Annotated in this window: 15 protein-coding genes; 5 read left to right on the top strand and 10 right to left on the bottom strand. The window is 72.9% G+C overall.

From position 1 onward, the window contains the following. The first annotated feature begins 23 nt into the window (after positions 1-23). The 4 genes from IH45_RS0135160 (at position 24) to IH45_RS0135140 (ending at position 8,032) form a co-directional block, all read left to right on the top strand. Positions 24-4,787, top strand: coding sequence for an ATP-dependent helicase (locus IH45_RS0135160; protein WP_030678275.1), 4,764 nt, complete (start codon positions 24-26; stop codon positions 4,785-4,787). A gap of 56 nt (positions 4,788-4,843) precedes the next feature. After that, positions 4,844-5,665, top strand: a complete 822-nt coding sequence (locus IH45_RS0135155) for an Fpg/Nei family DNA glycosylase (RefSeq protein ID WP_030678274.1) — start codon at positions 4,844-4,846, stop codon at positions 5,663-5,665. 790 nt (positions 5,666-6,455) lie between these two features. Then, complete coding sequence (gene hemC, locus IH45_RS0135145; RefSeq protein ID WP_030678270.1) at positions 6,456-7,430, top strand: hydroxymethylbilane synthase; 975 nt, start codon at positions 6,456-6,458, stop codon at positions 7,428-7,430. Between the two features lie 92 nt (positions 7,431-7,522). Further along, complete coding sequence (locus IH45_RS0135140) at positions 7,523-8,032, top strand: hypothetical protein (RefSeq protein WP_078897929.1); 510 nt, start codon at positions 7,523-7,525, stop codon at positions 8,030-8,032. Between the two features lie 122 nt (positions 8,033-8,154). Here the strand turns inward: IH45_RS0135140 and IH45_RS0135135 are convergent, their stop codons facing one another. Then, positions 8,155-8,574: a PPOX class F420-dependent oxidoreductase gene (locus IH45_RS0135135; RefSeq protein WP_030678265.1), complete on the bottom strand. Its 420-nt coding sequence runs from the start codon at positions 8,572-8,574 to the stop codon at positions 8,155-8,157. 460 nt (positions 8,575-9,034) lie between these two features. Between IH45_RS0135135 and IH45_RS0135130 the strand changes: the two genes are divergently transcribed. After that, entirely contained in the window at positions 9,035-10,138 is a 1,104-nt protein-coding gene (locus tag IH45_RS0135130) for a methyltransferase domain-containing protein (RefSeq protein WP_030678262.1), read from the top strand. A gap of 60 nt (positions 10,139-10,198) precedes the next feature. On the opposite strand, the gene IH45_RS0135125 is transcribed toward IH45_RS0135130, so the two are convergent. The 9 genes from IH45_RS0135125 to IH45_RS0135085 form a co-directional block, all read right to left on the bottom strand. After that, positions 10,199-10,669 (bottom strand): Dps family protein, encoded by a 471-nt coding sequence (locus IH45_RS0135125; protein WP_030678258.1) that lies wholly within the window; start codon positions 10,667-10,669, stop codon positions 10,199-10,201. Between the two features lie 291 nt (positions 10,670-10,960). Further along, positions 10,961-11,344, bottom strand: a complete 384-nt coding sequence (locus IH45_RS0135120; RefSeq protein ID WP_030678255.1) for a helix-turn-helix domain-containing protein — start codon at positions 11,342-11,344, stop codon at positions 10,961-10,963. Positions 11,345-11,453: 109 nt separating this feature from the next. Beyond that, the gene (locus IH45_RS0135115; RefSeq protein WP_234440792.1) at positions 11,454-12,026 is read right to left on the bottom strand and encodes a CinA family protein; all 573 of its coding nucleotides are present in this window, start codon (positions 12,024-12,026) and stop codon (positions 11,454-11,456) included. Between the two features lie 99 nt (positions 12,027-12,125). Beyond that, complete coding sequence (gene pgsA / locus IH45_RS0135110) at positions 12,126-12,920, bottom strand: CDP-diacylglycerol--glycerol-3-phosphate 3-phosphatidyltransferase (protein ID WP_030678249.1); 795 nt, start codon at positions 12,918-12,920, stop codon at positions 12,126-12,128. Then, positions 12,917-14,410 (bottom strand): 30S ribosomal protein S12 methylthiotransferase RimO, encoded by a 1,494-nt coding sequence (gene rimO / locus IH45_RS0135105; RefSeq protein ID WP_030678246.1) that lies wholly within the window; start codon positions 14,408-14,410, stop codon positions 12,917-12,919. Before rimO ends, pgsA begins: the two co-directional genes overlap by 4 nt. Positions 14,411-14,511: 101 nt before the next feature. Further along, positions 14,512-15,327 (bottom strand): helix-turn-helix domain-containing protein, encoded by an 816-nt coding sequence (locus tag IH45_RS0135100; RefSeq protein WP_030678244.1) that lies wholly within the window; start codon positions 15,325-15,327, stop codon positions 14,512-14,514. A 348-nt stretch (positions 15,328-15,675) separates the two neighbouring features. Continuing rightward, the gene (locus IH45_RS0135095; RefSeq protein WP_030678241.1) at positions 15,676-18,462 is read right to left on the bottom strand and encodes a DNA translocase FtsK; all 2,787 of its coding nucleotides are present in this window, start codon (positions 18,460-18,462) and stop codon (positions 15,676-15,678) included. Between the two features lie 192 nt (positions 18,463-18,654). After that, positions 18,655-19,317 (bottom strand): response regulator, encoded by a 663-nt coding sequence (locus tag IH45_RS0135090; protein ID WP_003983571.1) that lies wholly within the window; start codon positions 19,315-19,317, stop codon positions 18,655-18,657. Between the two features lie 253 nt (positions 19,318-19,570). Further along, positions 19,571-20,095, bottom strand: a 525-nt coding sequence (locus IH45_RS0135085) for a response regulator (RefSeq protein WP_234440791.1), incomplete at its 5' end; no start/stop codon positions are given.

Below are 20,095 nucleotides of genomic sequence, written 5' to 3'. Positions count from 1 at the left end.
TGGTCCGTTGCACGATGGGTCGCATGGACAGGACAGCGCTCGACTCGTTCTCCCCCGCGACCCGGGACTGGTTCACGGGGGCGTTCCGCGCGCCCACCGCCGCGCAGGAGGGCGCCTGGCGGGCCATCGGCGCGGGGTCGGACGTGCTCGTGGTCGCGCCGACCGGCTCCGGCAAGACCCTGGCCGCCTTCCTCGCCTCGCTCGACCGGCTCGCCAGCGTCCCGCCGCCCGCCGAGCCGAAGAAGCGCTGCCGCGTGCTGTACGTCTCCCCCCTGAAGGCCCTCGCGGTAGACGTCGAGCGCAACCTGCGCAGCCCGCTCACCGGCATCCGCCAGGAATCCGTCCGCCAGGGGCTGCCCGAGCCCGACATCCGGGTGGGCATCCGCTCCGGCGACACCCCGGCCGCCGAGCGTCGCGCGATCGCCACCCGTCCGCCGGACATCCTCATCACCACCCCCGAATCGCTGTTCCTCATGCTGACCTCCTCGGCCCGGGAGGCCCTCGAAGGCGTCGAGACGGTGATCGTGGACGAGGTGCACGCCGTCGCCGGCACCAAGCGCGGCGCCCACCTCGCGCTCTCCCTGGAGCGGCTGGACCACCTGCTGGAGCGCCCGGCCCGCCGGATCGGCCTGTCGGCGACGGTGCGCCCGGTGGAGGAGGTCGCCCGGTATCTGTCGCCGCAGCGCCGGGTGGAGATCGTCCAGCCGCCGTCCGGCAAGGAGTTCGACCTGTCGGTCGTGGTCCCCGTCGAGGACCTGGGCGAACTGGGCGGCTCGCCCGTCCAGGAGGGCGACACCGGCGAGAAGCCGTCGATCTGGCCGCATGTCGAGGAGAAGATCGCCGACCTGGTGCAGGCCCACCGCTCGACGATCGTCTTCGCCAACTCCCGCCGCCTCGCCGAGCGCCTGTGCAACCGGCTGAACGAGATCGCGTACGAACGCGCCACCGGCGAGGCGCTGCCCGAGGACCACTCCCCCGCCGAGCTGATGGCCGAGTCCGGCGCCGCCAAGGGGGCGCCCGCGCTGCTGGCCCGCGCCCACCACGGCTCGGTGTCCAAGGAACAGCGCGCCCAGGTGGAGGAGGACCTGAAGGCGGGCCGGCTGCCGGCCGTGGTCGCCACGTCCAGCCTGGAACTGGGCATCGACATGGGCGCGGTCGACCTGGTCGTGCAGGTCGAGTCCCCGCCGTCGGTCGCCTCCGGCCTCCAGCGGGTCGGCCGCGCGGGCCACCAGGTCGGCGCGGTGTCCCGGGGCGTGGTCTTCCCCAAGTACCGCGGCGACCTCGTGCAGGCCGCGGTCGTCACGGAGCGGATGCGGGCGGGCTCCATCGAGTCGCTGCGCGTCCCGGCCAACCCCCTGGATGTCCTGGCCCAGCAGCTGGTCGCGATGGCGTCGATGGACACCTGGGACGTGACGGAGCTGCTGTCCCTGGTCCGCCGCTCCGCCTCCTTCGCGTCCCTGCCCGAGTCGGCGTTCAACGGCGTCCTGGACATGCTCGCGGGCCGCTACCCCTCCGACGCCTTCGCCGAGCTGCGCCCCCGCGTCGTCTGGGACCGCGTGGCCCAGACGGTCACCGGCCGCCCCGGCGCCCAGCGGCTGGCCGTCACCTCCGGCGGCACGATCCCCGACCGCGGCCTCTTCGGTGTCTTCCTCGCCGGTGCCGACCCCAAGAAGGGCGGGGGGCGGGTCGGGGAGCTGGACGAGGAGATGGTCTACGAATCCCGCGTCGGCGACGTCTTCACCCTCGGTACGACGTCCTGGCGCATCGAGGACATCACCCGCGACCGGGTGCTGGTCTCCCCCGCCCCCGGAGTGCCCGGCCGGCTGCCCTTCTGGAAGGGCGACCAGCTCGGCCGCCCTCTCGAACTGGGCCGCGCGCTGGGCGCGTTCCTCCGCGAGATCGGCTCGCTCGACCCGGAGTCCGCCCGCGAGCGGCTGTCCGCCGCCGGTCTCGACGACTGGGCGACGGGCAACGTCCTCGCGTACCTCGCCGAGCAGAAGCAGAGCTGCGGCCATGTGCCGGACGACCGCACGATCGTGGTCGAGCGCTTCCGCGACGAGCTGGGCGACTGGCGGGTGGTGGTGCACTCCCCGTTCGGCGCGCAGGTGCACGCCCCCTGGGCGCTGGCCCTCGGCGCCCGCCTCGCCGAACGCTACGGCATGGACGCGCAGGTCATGCACGCCGACGACGGCATCGTGCTGCGCCTGCCGGACGCCGACCTGATGGGCCTGGACCTGCTCGACAGCGACACCGGCGACTTCGACCCGGCGGCCCGCGGCATGGAGTACGACCCCGAACAGTCCCCCGTGGGCGCCGCCGACGTGGTCTTCGACAAGGGCGAGGTCGACCAGGTCGTCACGGACCAGGTGGGCGGCTCGGCCCTGTTCGCCGCCCGGTTCCGCGAGTGCGCGACCCGCGCCCTGCTGCTGCCCCGCCGCAACCCCGGCAAGCGCACGCCCCTGTGGCAGCAGCGCCAGCGCGCTTCCCAGCTCCTCCAGGTGGCGGGCGAGTTCGGGTCGTTCCCGATCGTGCTGGAAGCCGTCCGCGAATGTCTCCAGGACGTGTTCGACGTACCGGGCCTGGCGGAGCTGATGGGCGACATCGAGGCCCGCCGGGTCCGCCTCGTCGAGGTCACCACCCCCGAGCCGTCCCCCTTCGCCCGCTCCCTGCTGTTCGGTTATGTGGCCCAGTTCCTGTACGAGGGCGACTCCCCCCTCGCCGAGCGCCGGGCCGCCGCCCTGTCCCTGGACTCCCGGCTGCTGGCCGAACTGCTCGGCCAGGCCGAGTTGCGCGAACTGCTCGACGCCGACGTCCTGGCCGAGTTGGAGAGCGAGCTGCAGTGGCTGACCGAGGACCGCCGGGTCAAGGACGCCGAGGGCGTCGCCGACCTGCTGCGCATGCTCGGCCCGCTCACCGACGCCGAGTTGTCCGAGCGCGGCGCCGATCCCACCTGGGTACGGGAGCTGGCATCGGCCCGCCGGGCCATCACGGTCCGCATCGCCGGCCAGGACCACTGGGCGGCGATCGAGGACGCGGGCCGGCTGCGCGACGCCCTCGGCACGGCTCTGCCCGTCGGCGTCCCCGAGTCCTTCACCGAGCCCGTCAAGGACCCCCTCGGCGACCTGCTGTCCCGTTACGCCCGTACGCACGGCCCGTTCACCTCCGACCAGGCTGCCGCCCGTTTCGGCCTCGGCACGGCGGTCACGGACGGCGCCCTGCAGAGGCTGGCCGCGGCGGGGCGTGTCGTACAAGGCGAGTTTCATCCCTCGGGCATCGGCCAGGAATGGTGCGACGCCCAAGTCCTGCGCCGCCTGCGCCGCCGCTCCCTGGCCGCCCTCCGGCACGAGCTGGAGCCCGTACCGCCCGCCGCCCTCGCCTCCTTCCTGCCGCAGTGGCAGCAGGTGGGCCCCCTGGCCACCAAGGCGTCCCACGGGTCGGGCGCGCGGCGCGGCGGCTCGTACGGCCTGCGCGGCATCGACGGCCTGGTCCGCGCCATCGAACAGTTGCAGGGGGCGTCCGTGCCCGCCTCCGCCCTCGAAAAGCTGGTGCTGCCCTCCCGCGTCGGCGACTACGCCCCGGCGCTCCTCGACGAGCTGACCTCCACCGGCGAGGTGCTGTGGGCCGGCGCGGGCGCGCTCCCCGGCAAGGACGGCTGGATCTCCCTCTACCTCGCCGACACCGCCCCGCTGCTCCTGCCGCCACCGCACACGCTGGAGCTGTCCCCCCTCCACGAGTCCGTCCTCCAGGCCCTCGCCCCCGGCTACGGCCTCTTCTTCCGCCAGCTCGCCGACCAGGTCCGCGCCACCACCCACCCCGAGTGCACGGACCCCCAACTCGCCGACGCCCTGTGGGACCTGGCCTGGTCCGGCCGCCTCACCAACGACACCCTCGCCCCGCTGCGCGCCCTCCTCGGCTCGGGCCGTACGTCCGGTTCCACCGCCCACCGGGCCAAGCGCGCGGTCCCCCGCGGCCGGTACGGCACCCTGACCGCGGCCACCGGCCGCACCGGCCGCCCCACCGCCTCCCGCTCCGGGCCGCCGACCGTCGCCGGCCGCTGGGCCCTGCTGCCCGCCCCCGAACCGGAGCCCACCCACCGCGCCCACGCCCTGGCGCGCACGCTCCTGGACCGGCACGGCGTCGTCACCCGCGGCGCCGTCGCCGCCGAGGGCGTGGAGGGCGGCTTCTCCGCCGCGTACCGCGTCCTGGCCGCCTTCGAGGAGACCGGCCAGGCCCGGCGCGGCTATGTGGTCGAGGGGCTGGGCGCCGCGCAGTTCGCCATGGACGGCGCGGTCGACCGGCTGCGCGCGGTCAACACCAGCCGGGAGCGCACCGCCGACGAGTTCGCCCAGGAGGCCCCGGACAGCCGCCGTACGACCGGGCCGCAACGGGCGCTGGTGCTGGCCGCCGCCGACCCGGCGAACGCGTACGGAGCCGCCCTGTCCTGGCCCGAGCCTCCGGACGGCTCGACACACAAGCCGGGCCGCAAGGCGGGCTCCCTCGTCGTCCTCGTCGACGGCGAACTGACGCTCTACATGGAGCGCGGCGGCAAGACCCTGCTGGCCTGGGCCCAGTCCGGCGAAGCGGGCGCGCCCGACGCCGGCTCCCCCGCCGGTACGCGCCTCCGGCTCGCCATCGAAGCCCTCGGCGACGCCGCGCGGGCGGGCGCCCTCGGCACGATCACCGTGGAGCGCGTCAACGGTGCCGCGGCCCTCACCGCCCCGCTCGCCCCCGCTCTGGAGGCCGCCGGGTTCCACCCCACACCGAGGGGGTTCCGCCTGCGTCCTTGAGCCCTTGAGGTGCGGCCGACCGGCGGGCCCCGGCCCGCCCCCGGCACAATGGCCCCATGCCCGAAGGCGACACCGTTTGGCGTACCGCCCGCCGCCTGCACGAAGCGCTGGCCGGCCGGCAGCTGACCCGCTCCGACCTGCGCGTGCCGAAGCTCGCCACCACCGATCTGTCCGGCCGTACGGTCCTGGAGGTGGTCCCCCGCGGCAAGCACCTCCTCACCCGCGTCGAGGGCGGCCTGACCCTCCACTCACACCTGCGCATGGACGGCGCCTGGAAGATCTACGCCCCGGCCGAGCGCTGGCGCGGCGGGCCCGGCCACCAGATCCGCGCGGTCCTCGCCACGGCCGACCGCACCGCCGTCGGCTACCGCCTGCCCGTACTGGAACTCCTGCGCACCACCGACGAAGGCGACGCCGTGGGCCATTTGGGCCCGGACCTGCTGGGCCCCGACTGGGACGCGGACGAGGCGCTGCGGCGCCTGCTCGCCGACCCTGCCCGTCCCCTCGGCGAGGCGCTGCTCGACCAGCGGAACCTGGCCGGCATCGGCAACGTCTTCAAGTGCGAGCTGTGCTTCCTGCTGCGGGCGTCCCCCTGGCTGCCCATCGGCCGGCTGCCCGCTCCGGAGCGCGCGACCACCCTCGCGAAGAAGCTCCTGGAGGCCAACAAGGACCGTCTCGCCCGCGTCACGACACCGAGTGCCCGCCCGGACCGCCGCCAGTGGGTGTACGGCCGCGGGGGCCGCCCGTGCTTCCGCTGCGGCACTGCGATCCGTACGGGCGAGCAAGGCCCGGCCACCCAGGAACGCGTCACCTACTGGTGCCCCGTGTGCCAGCCGGAGGACGCGGACACGCCGTCATTTCCTGAGCCAACCGGGTGACCGCCACCTCGCCCCCTGCTCCACCGCCCTGCTCCGGCACCGCGCCCGAACCTCACCTACGCCATCGCCGCCGAGCCGCGGCAACTGACTCCCGCAGCCGCCCCCCAACGCGCCCGGCCCCCCAGCCGCCCCGGCCCCCCTTGCCACCGCCGCTGTGCGACTCCGCCCATGGCACGCAGTGCACCGGCAACAGGCTCAGCCCCCAGCCCCCCGCGGCCACCGTCCCTTCGACGATTCCCGCCGTGCCCGGCCACAGCGCCAGCCTCAATACGGCCCACCACCACAGCCCCCCGGCCGCGGCCCCGGCCACCAGCCGGACCGGACATATGCCGAACCGGGCGAAGAAGTCGTGCCCAACCATGGCTGCCTCCTCCGGTCGACGCTAGACGGGCGCAGCCGTCCAGTGGGAGGGCGCACCGGGGCACAACCGGCGCGAACGGACCGACGGAGCCGTACGTCCGGCCCCGTCCCCACCGGTCCCGGTCTTCCCGGTATTTTCGCCCGGCACCGCCCGCCCCGCATCCAGACGGCCCCGCATCCGGACGGCCCGCATGACGGCCCCGTGCCCGCGCGACCGCCCCGGGCCCGGCCACTCCGCGGCGTGCCGCCCGCGCACCGCTCCGGCACCGCCCACACACCCGCACCAGGCACGGGCCACACGCCGTCGCCCCCTCGCACACCAGCTCGCCCCCGCATCTCCCCGGCCCGTCGCCCCGCGTCTCCTACGCTGCACTGAGTGATCACCGCCCGTCGGCGGCCACCGCCCGAGACGCACCGAACGGAGATCTCCGTGAGCGCCGATCCCCCCGCCCGCGAGCTGCGCATCGGCACCCGTACCAGCCCCATGGCCCTCGCCCAGACCGCCCACGTCACCCGGCTGCTGCACGCGCTCGACCCGCGGCTGCGCATCGCGACCGTCCCGGTCCGGAGCGAGACCGGCCGCCGGCACGGCGAGCTGTCCGGCACCGGCGGCAAGGGCCTGTTCGTCAAGGCCCTGGACGCACGGCTGCAGAACGGTGACATCGACCTCGCGCTGCACTGCCTCAAGGACCTCCCCGGCGACGTGCCGCTCCGCGCGGGGCTGGTCGTCGCCGCGCATCTGGAGCGCGCCGACGTCCGGGACGCACTGGTCGTCCCCGAGCACTCGGACGTGCGCCACCTCGACGACCTGCCGCCCGGCGCCCAGGTCGGCACCGCTTCCGTACGCCGCCGGGCCCAGCTCCTGCGTATCCGCCCGGACCTGCGGATCGTGCCCGTGCGCGGCGCCGTCGGCACCCGCCTGGAGCTCATGGACGGCGGGCCGGACGCGCGCGTCGAGCTGGACGCGCTGGTCCTGGCCAGTGCCGGGCTGGCCCGGCTGGGCCTGACGCACCGGGCACGGCAGGTCTTCGAGGTGGACGAGCTGCTGCCGGCCGTCGGCGCCGGCGTCCTGTCCCTGGAGTGCCGCCGCCACGACACCGCCCTCGCCGCGCTGCTGGAACAGCTCAACCACGAGCGCACGCTCACGGAGGCGACCGCCGAGCGGGTCATGCTCCAGGGGCTGCGCGGGCACTGCAACAGCCCCATCGCGGGGTACTGCGTCACCGAGCCCGGCGGGCGGCTCTCCTTGCGCGGCAGGGTCTTCTCCCCGGACGGCACCGCGTTCGCGCAGGTGCACCTGCGCAGCGAGGCGCCGCACGATCCGGCCGCGCTCGGCGCGCATGCCGCGACGGAACTCCTCAGCCAGGGCGCCCGCGCGCTGATCGACACCGGGGCTCCGCTGTGACTCTCCGACGCGGGGCCCTCCGCGTCTGCCACGCGCCGCGCACCATTCCCCCGGCGCCGAGGCGTTTCGCGGACAGGCGTACGCTCCCGATCATGGAGGGGCGTGAAGCGCTTCGGCGCCGCATTCGTATCTGGTTGGTTGTTTTCATCGTCGGTCTCGTGCTGAGCGGACTGACGGCTTTTCCGCTCGTCACCGAAATCCGGTGGGCCGATGAACTACTGCGGTCCGGCGCGTCACCGGTCGCCGATCTGTGGCCGGGACTGGCGGAATGGGTCGGCAGGGCCAGGGAGGGGCTGGAGGCCACCGACGCCAAGTACCCGTTCATGCTGTACGGAACGGACTGGCTGGCGTTCGCGCATCTCGTCATCGCGGTGGCGTTCTACGGCCCGTTCCGGGACCCGGTGCGCAATATCTGGGTCATCGACTTCGGCATCATCGCGTGCGCGGGAATCATTCCGCTGGCCCTCGTCTGCGGCCCGATCCGTGGAATTCCCTTCTACTGGCAGCTGATCGACATGTCATTCGGCGTCTTCGGGGTCATTCCGCTGCTGGTGGTGCGCCGTATGATCAAACGGCTGGAGGCGTACGAACTCGCGGCTTGAACAGCGGCGTTCGCAACGGATGCGGTCACGCGTGAATGTGTGGCCGTGCGGACAACGAACGTCCTCTCCCCGGCATTCCGGGAAGAGGACGCCCACGCGCCGGAAGGCCCGTACGCCACCGATCAGCCGGCCTGGCTGCTGTCCTTGTGGCTGCCCCAGCCGTGCCAGCGGTCGATCTCGATCCAGGCGCTGACCCGCCCGCGGTCGCGCTGCGGGTAGGGCTTGCCGAGGTAGTGGTGGGCCAGCCGGTCGATGTCGGACAGGTCCTCGTCGTCGCGGAACTCGGCCACGCGGCCGATGATGCTGATGTGGGTGTACCAGCTGTCCTCGTCGAGGACGGTGAGCGTCACCCGGGGGTCGTTGCGCAGGTGCTCCAGGCGCTTACGGCCCTCGTCCATGTTGACCAGCACGCGGCCGTCGTCCCAGAGGTACCAGGTCGCCGTGGAGACGGGCTGCCCGTCCGGCCGCAGGGTCGTGATGACCGACGGGTTGGCCTTCTCCAGCATCGCGACCGCGTCGTGCGGCAGCGGGGGTTTCGACATAGCGTGCACTCCTCCATACGTAGCCGATGCGGCGTTCGTTTCCCCAACATGATCGTCCGCCCCCCGCCTTCCCGAACCACAGACACGCCAATCCGGCGCGCTCACCGCACGGGGCGCAGCACGGCGGCCCGGTCGCAGGACGGCGGCCCGGCCACCCGGGTACCCGGCAGCGAACACTCCGCACGGCTTTGCGGCGGCGCACATCAGCCGCTCCCGGAACGATCACCCGCTCCGGTGCGCGGGACGTACGCCCTCGCACCGGAGCCGCATGCCCCACTAGCGTCCGGAACGCACACCGCGACCAACAGGGGCGAGCCATGGACATGAAACACAGGAGCCCGATCGGGGACGACGGCCAGCAGCCGGGGCGGCCGATCCCGCCGCCCGCACCCCGGCCCGAGCCGGACGGCGAGTGACTCCCACGTCCCCCACCCCTTCCCCCGAAACGCTCCTCTCCCAAGTGGCCGACACCCTCGGCCGCCCCGTCGCGCCTCTCTGGGCCGATGCCGTACGCGCCGTACCCCGCGACCGGTTCCTGCCGGACCGGGTCTGGCTCCGGGACGGCAACGGGGGCTACGTGCCCTGCGACCGCGCCGTGGAAGCGGAGCGCTGGTGCGAGGCCGCGTTCAGCGACGTACCGCTCGTGACCCGGATCAGGGAGGACGCCGACGGGTTCCAGGAGCCCACCTCGGCGGCCTCCGCGCCCGGCACGGTACTGCGCATGCTGGAGGAGGCCGGGATCGCGGACGGACAGCGGGTGCTGGAGATCGGGACCGGGACCGGGTACCACGCCGCGCTGCTCGCCCACCGGCTCGGGGACGGTCGCGTGGTGAGCGTCGAGGTCGATCCCGCGCTCGCCGGCACGGCCCGCGCCGTCCTGAAGGCCGCGGGGCACCACCCCACCGTCGTCACGGGCGACGGAGCCCTTGGGCACGCCGCTGCCGCCCCGTACGACCGGATCATCGCCACCTGCTCCGTACGCGCCGTCCCCGCGGCCTGGCTCGCGCAGACGCCGCCCGGCGGCCGCCTCGTCGTGCCGTGGAGCACCAGCTGGATCACGTACGGCACGCTCGTCCTCACCCGCCGCCCGGACGGCACCGCCGACGGGCGGTTCGCGGGCTACGGCTCGTACATGGTGATGCGCGGCCAGCGGGCGGAGAGCGATCTCGACCGCGACCTCCTGCGTGACGGACAGCGGCCCGACCGGTCCGGGACCGCGCTCTCCCCATGGGCCGTGGCGGGCGATGATCTCGACGCGCAGTTCGCCGTCGGTCTTCGGGTGCCCGATGTGTGGCATTCCTGGGACACCGCGACGGATCAGGCGCACACCCGCCTGTGGCTGGCCGACGACGCCGCCACCTCGTGGGCTTCCGTGGACTACGACGGCCGGCAGACCGCCGACTTCCTGGTACGGCAGCACGGGCCGCGCCGTCTCTGGGATGAGGTGGCGGCGGCCCACCGGCAATGGGTCCGCGCGGGCGAGCCCCGTATCGCCGACCACGGCCTCACCGTCACCGCCACGGGACATCAGGTCCGGGCCCGGGCCCGTCGGCCGCCCCCTTGAACGGCCGAGCGCCCCCTGATGCCATCAGGGGGCGCTGATTCAGCCGTACGGCGCGACCGCTCAGGCGGACTCCGCCTGGAACATCCAGTGATGCTTCTCCAGGTCGGCGGTCAGGCCGATGAGAATGTCCTGGGAGACCGGGTCGGGCTCATCGGTCACGCGGATACGCTCGCGCATCCGGGCGATCACCGCGCCGAGCGCGTCGGTCACGACCCGGACGACCTCGGCGTCCTTGATCCAGTTGTCCTGCACCGTGTCGATGCCGCTGGTCTTCGCGACCGTCTCGGCCCGGCCGTCCGGCGACACACCGATCGCCGAGGCACGCTCGGCCACCGTGTCGGCGTACGCACGCGCCGTGTCCACGACATCGTCGAGCTGGAGATGCACGGAACGGAAACGCGGGCCGATGATGTTCCAGTGGACCTGCTTCGCCACGAGCGAGAGATCCACCAGGTCGACGAGGGCTCCCTGCAGTGCGTCCCCGACCACCCTGCGGTCGTCGTCGGACAGCGTGCTCTTGACGACAGACATCCATTACTCCTTTTCGGGCGATTGCCCCGCTTCGCCCATCATTCACCAAATTCATCCTGTCTGTACGGATCGGGTACCCCGTCGCGCCGCGGTAATGCCTGGTCACCTGCAAGAGGGGACGGAAGTCCCGCCTACGGGTCCGAAAGGCCCGGAAAAGCCCTGAGCCCCGTCCGGCGGGTGCCGGACGGGGCTCAGGGAAGTCGTGTGGGGCGCTCGGTCGGCGCCTGAGGAGGAAGTACGGCGAGCCACCTCGGCCGGGTGACGCGCGGCGGCCGTACGGACGTGGCGGGCTCAGGCCGCGACGACGTCGACCGCCTCCGCGGGGGCCTTGATCGTCACGCGGTCCTCGGGGACGCCGGTCAGCGAGGCCACGGACACCGAGTTCAGCTTGGGGCGGACCGGTGCGGGGACCGGCTCGCTCGCGGCCGCGGAGCGGGCCAGCTCGGCGAGCGCCAGCTCGTCGCTGACCTCGCGCATCAGCTCGGACATGCGCACATCCAGCGCGTCACAGATCGCCGAGAGCAGTTCGGAAGAGGCTTCCTTCTGTCCCCGCTCGACCTCGGACAAGTAGCCGAGCGACACCCGGGCGGAGGAGGAGACCTCGCGCAGGGTGCGGCCCTGGCGCTGACGCTGTCGGCGCAGCACGTCACCCAGCAGGCGACGAAGCAGAATCATCGCTGGCTCCCTCCTCGGACCTCGGATCCGGATCCTTCTCGCCCCACCGTACCGCCTCGGGCCTCGGCCGTGCGGGGCGCGAGTTCGTGTTCACTCAGGGCTGTAAACATCAAAATTCCCCCCGTTGTTCCGTATCCTGTGCCGCCGCATTCTCTGTCAGTTCGCTCACCAGCAGCGCCAGTGCCGCCGCCACGGTGTCCCGGCGGATCCGCTCCCGGCCGCCGTCCAGCGTGAGCCGCCGTACGCCGCCCGCGTCGCCCGGTCCGGCCGCCGCGACGAAGACCGTGCCCACGGGCTGTCCGTCCTGGGGGTCGGGGCCTGCGACCCCTGTAGTGGCGATACCCCAGTGCGCGCCCAGCACACGCCTTACCCCACGGGCCATCTGGCGGGCAACCTCCGCGTCCACGGCTCCGCGGGTGTCCAGCAGCGCACCGTCCACGCCCAGGACGTCCCGCTTGAGCGCCGTCGCGTACGCGGTCACCGAACCCCGGAAGACCCGCGAGGCTCCGGGTACCCCGGTGAGCGCCCCGGCTACCAGGCCGCCCGTCAGCGATTCGGCCACCGCCAGGTTCTCCCCGCGTGCCGCGAGCACGTCGAGTGCCCGCGCGGCCACGGCCGCCACCTCGGCGTCGGCGCCCGGGAAGTCCCCGGAGGCCGCCTCCTGCGCGGGATCAGCGGGCATTTCCACAGCCACTTCGGGAGGTCGCCCCTTGGCCCGTCAGTGATGCCGTCACCGGCCTCGGGCCCGCGCCGGGCACCACCGTACGGGAAGCCGCCGGCCTCACCGTACGGAGTCCCCGTCGTCCCGGGCCTCCGACGCGGACCGCCGCTCGGTCCGCGCCGCACTCCCGGCGGGCTCGCCGCCGCGCACCTCGGCGGTGCTCCCGGACGGCTCCCCGTCGCGTACCGTCTGCGCCTCCGCGGCCGTCCTGGCCCGCTCCTGCGCCTGCACCGCACGCGCCTCGGCCAGCCCGGCCCGCCGCAGGACGACCGCCTGCCGTACGTAGTCCAGGCCGGTCACGACGGTCAGCACCACGGCCACCGCCATCACCCACCATCGGAACGTCGCCAGCGGCCCGTTCAGCATGAGGACGTACATCCCCACGGCGGTGCCCTGCGCGAGCGTCTTGAGCTTGCCGCCGCGGCTGGCGGGGATGACGCCGTGTCTGATCACCCAGAACCGCATCAGCGTGATGCCCAGCTCGCGGAAGAGGATGACGCCGGTCACCCACCACGGGAGGTCGTCCAGCACGGACAGGCAGATCAGCGCCGCTCCCATGATCGCTTTGTCCGCGATCGGGTCGGCGATCTTCCCGAAGTCCGTGACGAGGTCGTACTGGCGCGCCAGATGGCCGTCGAACAGGTCGGTGATCATGGCGATGGCGAAGGCGGCCCAGGCGAACGAGCGCCAGGCCGGGTCGTAGCCGTCGCCGTGCATCAGCAGCATCACGAAGGCCGGTACGAGCAGCAGCCGCACCATCGTCAGGACGTTGGCGATGTTCCACAGCCCGGCCGTCCGGACGGCCGGCGCCGGGCGGTGGTGCCCACCGGCCGCGGAAGCCGGGACTCCGGTCATCTGCCCGCCTCCTCAGTACACGGCGCGCCGTCCACCGACAGCACCTCGGCCACCAGGTCGACGCCTTCACTCGCCACGGCCTTTGCTTCGACCATACGACCCGGCGCAAGGTCGAGTGAGGTCCGCAGCAGGGTCACGCCGTCGGTCTCGGGCGCCTGGTGCGCGGCCCGCCCCACGACCCCGTCCTCCTCGTCGACGCTGTCCACCAGGACCGTCAGGGTCTCCCCGAGCCGCTCCTCGGCGCGCTGCGCGGTCAGCTCCTCGGCCAGCCGCGAGATGTGCGCGAGGCGCTCGGCGACCTCGTCCGGGTCCACCTTCTTCTCGTACGTGGCCGCCTCGGTGCCGTCCTCGTCCGAGTAACCGAACACACCGATCGCGTCCAGTCGCGCCCCGGTCAGGAAGCGCTCCAGCTCGGCCACGTCCTCCTCGGTCTCGCCGGGGAAGCCGACGATGAAGTTCGAGCGGGCGCCGGCCTGCGGGGCCTTCGTACGGATCTGCTCCAGCAGGTCCAGGAAGCGGTCGGTGTCGCCGAAGCGCCGCATGGCGCGCAGCACGCCCGGGGCCGAGTGCTGGAAGGACAGGTCGAAGTACGGGGCGACCTTCTCCGTCTGCGTCAGCACGTCGATCAGGCCGGGACGCATCTCGGCGGGCTGGAGGTAGCTGACCCGGATCCGCTCCAGGCCGTCGACGGCCGCCAGCTCCGGCAGCAGCGTCTCCAGCAGGCGGATGTCGCCCAGGTCCTTGCCGTAGGAGGTGTTGTTCTCGGAGACCAGCATGATCTCCTTCACGCCCTGCTCCGCCAGCCAGCGCGTCTCGCCGAGCACGTCGGAGGGGCGGCGCGAGATGAAGGAGCCGCGGAAGGACGGGATGGCGCAGAAGGAGCAGCGGCGGTCGCAGCCGGAGGCCAGCTTCACGGAGGCCACCGGGCTGGTGCCCAGGCGGCGCCGGAGCGGCGCGCGGGGGCCCGAGGCGGGCGCCACGCCCTCCGGCAGGTCGGCGGGGGCCGGGGCCGGGGCGGTGTCGCCGTGGCCGGGCAGCGCCACACCGGCGGCGTCCTGCCGCTCGGCCGGGCTGATCGGCAGCAGCTTGCGGCGGTCGCGCGGTGCGTGGGCCTCGACGCTGCCGCCGCTGAGGATCGTCTGCAGCCGGTCGGAGATGTCGGTGTAGTCGTCAAAGCCGAGCACGCCGTCGGCTTCCGGCAGGGCCTCGGCCAGCTCCTTGCCGTACCGCTCGGCCATGCAGCCGACGGCCACCACGGCCTGGGTGCGGCCGTGGTCCTTCAGATCGTTGGCCTCCAGCAGGGCATCGACGGAGTCCTTCTTGGCGGCCTCGACGAATCCGCAGGTGTTGACTACGGCGACATCGGCATCGGCGGCGTCCTCGACGAGGTCCCAGCCGTCCGCTGCCAGGCGGCCTGCGAGCTCCTCCGAGTCCACCTCGTTACGGGCGCAGCCAAGAGTGACAAGGGCGACGGTACGGCGTTCGGGCATGGAGTCAGCCTACTTTGTCCCGGCAGCCCCTATCGCTGCCAGGGTTGCCCCGCTCCGTCCGGCGCCCCGGACCGGGCCGCCCGGCCCCGCAGCAGGCCTGGTCAGCCCGCCTGCGGGCCCGCCGAGTAGCTCAGCCGCTCGACCGCTCCCTTGTCGCCGACCTTCTCGATCTCCTTGCCGTTGACGAACAGCTGCACGACCCCGGCGTTGCCGACGACCAGATCGACGCGCTTCTTGTCGGTGAAGGTCTTGGACTCACCCTTCTTGAGCAGGCCGTCCTCCAGCAGGCGGCCATTGGCGTCCTTGGCGGAGATCCAGCTCTGCCCGTCCTTAGCGGTGATCTTGACGGTGACCCGGTCCTTCGGCACGCCCGCGACGGCGCTCTCGGAAGCGCCCGGGCCGGGCACGGTGCTCGGCTTGGGCTTCTTGCCGGACTTGCCGGCGGCGGGCTTCGTCGGCTGCACCGGCGCCGCGGTGTTGTCGCCCTCGGCGACCGCGCTGCCCTTGCCGCCGCCGCTGAAGAGGGTGAAGCCCACGAAACCGACGACCGCGACGATGGCCGCGACCATCGCCGCGGTCCAGTTCGGGCGGCCCCGCTCGGGCCGGATGCGCTCCGCCTCGAAGAGCGGCGCGGCGGGCGTCGGCTCGGGCCGGCCGCCGCGGTCCCCGTCGAACCGGGCGATCAGCGGTTCCGGGTCGAGGCCGACGGCGCGGGCGAGCGTGCGGATGTGTCCCCGTGCGTAGACGTCGCCGCCGCAGCGCGAGAAGTCGTCCTGTTCGATGCCGTTGACGAGGGGCACGCGCACCCGTGTCGTGGCGCTGACCTCTTCGACGGTCAGTCCTGCGTCGATACGGGCCTGCTGGAGGGCGCGGCCGATGGAGGGCCGGTCGTCTTCGGGGGAGTTGCCGATGGACACGGGGGCGCCTTTCGAGCGTGAGCCACCTGCTGGAGGTTCAGTCTAGGGGGGTACCGAAAGGGTCGGGCAAGCGGAAGAGCGGACTTTGTACGCCATCAGAAGGCCACGTGAGGCCGCCGGACGCCCGGTCCGGGTCCCGATGGTGCAGCATCCTCCCACCACCTCCCTCAACTTGACGTATCGACGGGAGAAACGGTTGCTTACGATCTCCGACGCGTGAACCGAATCCCTCGTACGAGTGATCCGGAAGCGCGGCCCCCGGACTTCCGCCGTCGTCACCCGCCGGCGGGCGGTGCCCGGGAGCGCCGCCCGGCGGGCGGGCCCCGGAAGCCGCCCGGCCGACGGCCCTTACGAAGGCGTCTCCCCCCGGATCACGGCCAGTACGCCTTCCAGTTCGTCAGGCTTCACCAGGACGTCGCGCGCCTTCGACCCCTCGCTCGGCCCGACGATGTTGCGCGACTCCATCAGGTCCATCAGCCGCCCGGCCTTGGCGAAGCCGACGCGCAGCTTGCGCTGGAGCATGGACGTGGACCCGAACTGGGTGGAGACCACCAGCTCCGCTGCCTGGCACAGCAGGTCCAGGTCGTCGCCGATGTCCTCGTCGATCTCCTTCTTCTTGGCCGTGCCGACCGTCACGTCGTCCCGGAAGACCGGTGCCATCTGGTCCTTGCAGTGCTGGACGACCTGCTGGACCTCGTCCTCCTGGACGAACGCGCCCTGCATGCGCACCGGCTTGGTCGCGCCCATCGGCAGGAACAGGCTGTCGCCCTTGCCGATGAGCTTCTCCGCGCCGGGCTGGTCGAGGATGACCCGGCTGTCGGCGAGCGAGGAGGTCGCGAATGCCAGCCGGGACGGCACATTGGCCTTGATCAGGCCGGTGACCACGTCCACCGACGGGCGCTGGGTGGCGAGCACCAGGTGGATGCCGGCGGCGCGGGCGAGCTGGGTGATGCGGACGATGGAGTCCTCCACGTCCCGCGGCGCGACCATCATCAGGTCCGCCAGCTCGTCCACGATCACGAGCAGGTACGGATACGGCGACAGCTCGCGCTCGCTGCCCTCCGGCGGCTTGAGCTTGCCGCTGCGCACGGCGGCGTTGAAGTCGTCGATGTGGCGGTAGCCGAACGCCGCCAGGTCGTCGTAGCGCAGGTCCATCTCGCGCACCACCCACTGCAGGGCCTCGGCGGCCTTCTTGGGGTTGGTGATGATCGGGGTGATCAGGTGCGGGATGCCCTCGTACGCGGTCAGCTCGACGCGCTTGGGGTCCACCAGCACCATCCGCACCTCGTCGGGGGTGGCGCGCGCCATCACCGAGGTGATCAGGCAGTTGATGCAGGACGACTTGCCGGAGCCGGTGGCGCCCGCGACCAGGATGTGCGGCATCCGCGCCAGGTTGGCGGACACGTACCCGCCCTCGACGTCCTTGCCGAGGCCGACCAGCAGCGGGTGCTCCTCGCCCGCCGACTCGGCCGAGCGCAGCACGTCGCCGAGGTTGACCATCTCCCGGTCGCTGTTGGGGATCTCGATGCCGACCGCGGACTTGCCCGGGATCGGGCTGATGATCCGTACGTCGGGGCTGGCGACGGCGTACGCGATGTTCTTGGCCAGCGCGGTGATCTTCTCGACCTTGACCGCGGGGCCCAGCTCGATCTCGTAGCGGGTGACCGTCGGGCCGCGGGTGAAGCCGGTGACCGCCGCGTCGACCTTGAACTCCTGGAAGACGGTGGTCAGCGACTCCACGACGGCGTCGTTGGCGGCGCTGCGGGTCTTGCCCGGGCCGCCACGGGTGAGCAGGTCGAGCGACGGCAGGGAGTAGGTGATGTCGTTGGACAGCAGCAGCTGCTCGGCCCGCGAGGGCAGCTCGCCGGACGGTTCCGGCGCCGACTTCGTGAAGTCCGGCACCGGGCCCGAGGGCCGGTCCGCGCCGCCCTGACCGGCACCGCGGGCGGGCGGCACCGAGCCGCTGTCGGGCTGCCGCCCGGACGTGTCCTGCGTGTCGTCGCCGCGCTCGCCGGAGATGCCGCTGCTGAGGCCGGCGACCAGGGGCGAGGGCTGGACGCCGTGCAGGACCGCGCCGTCGAGCGAGGCGGCGGCCGCGGCGGCCACGTCCACCGCGTCCATGGGCCGGTCGGCGGGCTGCAGGGGCGTACGGCGGCGGCGCTTGGCCAGTGCCGCCGCCTCCACGGCGTCCGGGTCGTCGGCGGGGTCCGGGTCGAGGGCCGCGCGCCGGGCGCTTCGCCGCGGCTGCTCGCGCCAGTCCTCGGCGTACGGTTCCCCGGCCACCGGCTCGGGCTCGTACACCTCGACCAGGCCCAGCCGGGCGCCGAGCTGGCGCAGCCGCTGCGGGATGGCGTTGACCGGTGTGGCGGTGACGACCAGCAGGCCGAAGACGGTGAGCAGCACCAGCAGCGCCACCGCCAGGGTCTGGCCGACGGTGAAGATCAGCGGCTTGGACGCGACCCAGCCGACATAGCCGCCGGCGTCCTGTATGGCCGCTATGCCGTCGCCCCGGCCGGGCGATCCGCAGGCCATGGCGACCTGCCCGAGGATGCCGAGGACCAGCGCGGACAGTCCGATCACGATGCGTCCGTTGGCCTCCGGCTGCTCCGGGTGCCGGATCAGGCGCAGCGCGATGCCGCCGAGCAGGATGGGTACGACCAGGTCGAGGCGGCCGAAGGCACCGGTGATCAGCAGCTGGACGAGGTCGCCGACCGGGCCGCTGAGGTTGGACCAGGTGCCGGCCGCGATGACCAGCGCGAGGCCGAGGAGCAGCAGCGACAGCCCGTCCTTGCGGTGCGCGGGGTCGAGGTTCTTCGCGCCGCGCCCGACGCCGCGGAACATCGCGCCGACGGCGTGCGCCAGGCCGAGCCAGCAGGCCCGCGCCAGGCGGTAGACGCCGCCGGTGGGCGACGGGGCCGGCCTGGGCGGCGCCTTCTTGGCGGCGGCCTTCTTCGCCGGCGCGCGCTTGGCCGGAGCGGCCTTCTTGGCGGGCGCCCTCTTGGCCGGGGCAGGCGCCTTCCTGGCCGGTGCTTTCTTCGCGGCGGCCTTCTTGGCAGCGCCTCCGGGCTGTCCGGCGCGCTGCTTCGAGGGGCCCGCCGTGCTCTGGGAACCCTTGCCGGACGTACGTGAGGCCATGGTGACGAGATTACAGGCGACGGCCACAGTGACACGAGCGCTCGGGCCTTCACCCATTCGTGTCGCGCACCGGTCCGGGCACTTCGCGCCGGTGAACGGCGAAGCGGGCCGTACGCAGGGCTGGTGATGGCGCGTCAGGCCGCCACCCCGGCCGCGGCCCCGCGGGCCGTCAGCGCCGCCCTACGGCGGCGCTCAGGCGGCTCCGTTGCCCGTGCCGGGCTCCAGGGCGTCCAGCGCCCGCCGCAGTCCGGTCAGCTTGCGCTCCAGATGCGCCGCGGTCGCGATGGCCGCCGCGTCCGCCGACTCGTCGAGCTGCTTGGACAGCGCCTCGGCCTGCTCCTCCACGGCCGCGAGCCGGGCGGAGAGTTCGGCGAGCAGCCCCGCCGGCTCCTTGGCCGACTCGTCCGCGGCCGCCCGGCCGCTCTCCAGCTGGAGCCGCAGCAGCGTCGCCTGCTCCCGCAGTTGACAGTTCTTCATGTACAGCTCGACGAAGACCGAGACCTTGGCGCGCAGCACCCACGGGTCGAACGGCTTGGAGATGTAGTCGACCGCGCCCGCGGCGTAACCACGGAAGGTGTGGTGCGGGCCGTGGTTGATGGCGGTGAGGAAGATGATCGGGATGTCGCGGGTCCGCTCGCGCCGCTTGATGTGCGCGGCCGTCTCGAACCCGTCCATCCCCGGCATCTGCACATCGAGCAGAATCACCGCGAAATCGTCGGTGAGCAGTGCCTTGAGCGCTTCCTCCCCGGACGATGCCCGCACCAGTGTCTGATCGAGCGCGGAGAGGATCGCCTCCAGCGCCAGCAGATTCTCCGGCCGGTCATCGACCAGGAGGATCTTGGCCTTCTGCACCATGGCCCGTCCTCCTCGCCCCGGCAATGAACCGGACGCCGCCCCAGGGGACGGCTCTGTCATGCCGCCCGTCCTTGTGCCGGTCATCGTAGCCGCACCCCGCCTGTCGCCACACCCTGTCACCGCGATGTCACTGTGCACGTAGCACAAACGCAGTGAGAGACCAGAAGGTTCCCCGAATACCGCTCTCCCACACGTGGCCGGCCACACTGAGTCAACATGCGGGGAACCTTACGAGCCTCATTTGACGAACGTGTCACCGCGTGCGCATCCATTGCTCCATCACCGTCAGCAGGTGGTCGGTGTCCACCGGCTTGGTCACATAGTCGGAGGCGCCGGACTCGATGCTCTTCTCCCGGTCGCCCTTCATCGCCTTCGCGGTCAGCGCGATGATCGGCAGCCCGGCGAACTGCGGCATGCGCCGGATCGCGGCCGTGGTCGCGTAGCCGTCCATCTCCGGCATCATGATGTCCATCAGGACCAGAACCACGTCGTCGTGCTGCTCCAGGACCTCGATGCCCTCCCGGCCGTTCTCCGCGTACAGCACGGACAGCCCGTTCTGCTCCAGCACGCTGGTGAGCGCGAAGACGTTGCGGATGTCGTCGTCGACGATCAGCACCTTCTCGCCGTGGAAGCCGCCGTCGAAGCCGGGCGACACCAGATCCTGGCCGTTGCCGATCCAGGGCTCCTCCGCGGGCGTCTGCGGGGGCTCCTCGGCCGGCTGCGGCGCCGTCGGCGGCGTGGGCGCGGGCGGCAGCGCCGGCCGCGGCCCCTCACCGGC

Origin of the sequence: Streptomyces rimosus subsp. rimosus, assembly GCF_000720725.1 — a bacterium.
GTDB classification, from domain to species: domain Bacteria; phylum Actinomycetota; class Actinomycetes; order Streptomycetales; family Streptomycetaceae; genus Streptomyces; species Streptomyces rimosus_A.
Note: the sequence above shows the minus strand (reverse complement) of the source record. Positions and strands in the feature narration are given on the sequence as shown.